The sequence below is a fragment of the Helicobacter sp. T3_23-1059 genome (assembly GCF_053654515.1).
Genome location: NZ_JBSIUV010000127.1, coordinates 1 through 1761, shown reverse-complemented (window position 1 = coordinate 1761; position 1761 = coordinate 1). Strand labels below are relative to the sequence as shown.

Here is a 1761-nt window from a genome sequence, read left to right as displayed (position 1 = left end):
GGTTTAGAGTGTTCGTGTTATTATATAGGCTACCACTAATATATGGTTTATCTATGTCATTATCTAAAAAGCTAATAAGCACTTCATCACCTACTCTTGGGGTAGTTTTGCATTGTTTATTTGTAGCAAATAATACATTTTTGGTGCTCCCAACGATTTTTGCCCTACATATTTAAAAGCCACGATATAATCAAATTTTTCTTTTACACCAATCAAATACATATCATAGAAATCTACTACAAAGACATATCTATTTAGTGTATTTTTTTGTATATCAAAACGAAATATATTGATATATCCTATTGGATACCCAAAATCCATTTTTTCGCTAAAAACTACTTCCTGTATTGCTACCATTTTCCTTGTCAATATGTGTGCCTAATGCGATTTTATGCCAACTTTCAGGTATTGTCGCCTTAAACAATTCCTTGCCATCTATTGAATAAACATATAAATATTTGCCTGAAGCAAAAATTAAAGTTTGTTCATCTTGTATATATGAAAACTTGCAAGCATCATTATCGTCTTTTTTTAATTGCAATGTTTTTTGCGTTTGATTGTTTGTAATGGTAAAGTTAGAGCCTTCGCAGTATTTTCTTTTATTTGTATTTATTTGCTTAATACACTCACATTGTATTGCATAATTTTTAAATATATCCCTATAATCACAATGATACCAATTTTCGCCAATCCCGCCCATAAGCATATTTTTTTCTGTGGCAATCTTGTTGTTTTGCATCTCTATATAAGGCTTATTCCATTCTAACAAAATTGGTGGATTTGTTTTGATATAATGTGCAGGCATATATTGTAATGACACTATATTAGATTTGGCAAAACATTTATTACATAATCCTAAAATTGCATAAATAACAACAGTAAACATAAAATTTTTCACTCATATTCTCCTAAAATATAAGGTATTTTTCAATGAATTTGCCTACTTATTTGTGCTAGTGCTAAATTTGCCATAATAATATTGCGTTGTTTTAGATTCGATAGATTCCATAGAATAAAATATTTCTTTGTTATCCATATTTAATTTGCTAACAGATTTGTATTCAGCTTTATCGTTAATAATGACTTTTTGTAAATCATTGCTAAAAACAATAAATTCTTGATTATTTAAGCGTATAAAATCATCATAAATTATGGGCGATTGTTTCGCATAATATTTAAAAACCAACTCCATATTATTAAAATCATAAATTTTAATATATCTTTTATGGCGAATAATTAACCATTTGTTATTTGATGAGATAATCGCGCTACGGCAGGGAATATTTTTTATATTCATAGATTTGAAATTTTCATTAGCTAATAAAATCTTTACTTTATCATTCTCGCATAAACTGACATATTTACCACTTTTTGAAACATTAAAATTTGCATTATCAAATTTTAATGTTTTGCAATTATTTATATTTATTATTTCTGTATAACCACCTGAGCCTGGGGCAAACGAATATCCAATGTAAAAAATTACATATTTATTATTTAATTTGGAGATTCCTAGTATGTCTTGCCCTTTATAAACATTGCAAATAGAATCTCCATTATAACGGTGTCTAAAGAATATATTTCTAATCTGTGATTTTGGAAAGCTTTGATATTCTATGGGTGTTGAATCCGTTATATGTAAATATACTACGGGAATATCTGTTTTAAGCACACAACCTGTCCATAATACACAACTTATCATTAAAGCAAATTTCATTATATTCACTCATATTCTCCTAAAATATAATGTATTTTTGAAAT

The 1761-nt window shown here is 27.4% G+C and carries 4 protein-coding genes; all 4 read right to left on the bottom strand.

The window, feature by feature from the left end; genetic code table 11:
• Positions 1 to 157, bottom strand: a 157-nt coding sequence (locus ACWIX0_RS13480; protein WP_454174499.1) for a phage baseplate assembly protein V, incomplete at its 3' end; no start/stop codon positions are given.
• The gene (locus ACWIX0_RS13475; protein WP_454174498.1) at positions 91 to 357 is read right to left on the bottom strand and encodes a hypothetical protein; all 267 of its coding nucleotides are present in this window, start codon (positions 355 to 357) and stop codon (positions 91 to 93) included. The genes ACWIX0_RS13480 and ACWIX0_RS13475, both read right to left, overlap by 67 nt.
• Entirely contained in the window at positions 329 to 898 is a 570-nt protein-coding gene (locus tag ACWIX0_RS13470; protein ID WP_454174497.1) for a hypothetical protein, read from the bottom strand. The genes ACWIX0_RS13475 and ACWIX0_RS13470 overlap by 29 nt, the downstream gene beginning before the upstream one ends.
• A gap of 42 nt (positions 899 to 940) precedes the next feature.
• Complete coding sequence (locus ACWIX0_RS13465; protein WP_454174496.1) at positions 941 to 1726, bottom strand: hypothetical protein; 786 nt, start codon at positions 1724 to 1726, stop codon at positions 941 to 943.
• Between the last annotated feature and the right edge of the window lie 35 nt (positions 1727 to 1761).

Bases quoted from the DNA above. Each gene is read 5' to 3' on its own strand.
- ACWIX0_RS13475 (WP_454174498.1), bottom strand. From the start codon at position 357: ATGGTAGCAATACAGGAAGTAGTTTTTAGCGAAAAAATGGATTTTGGG.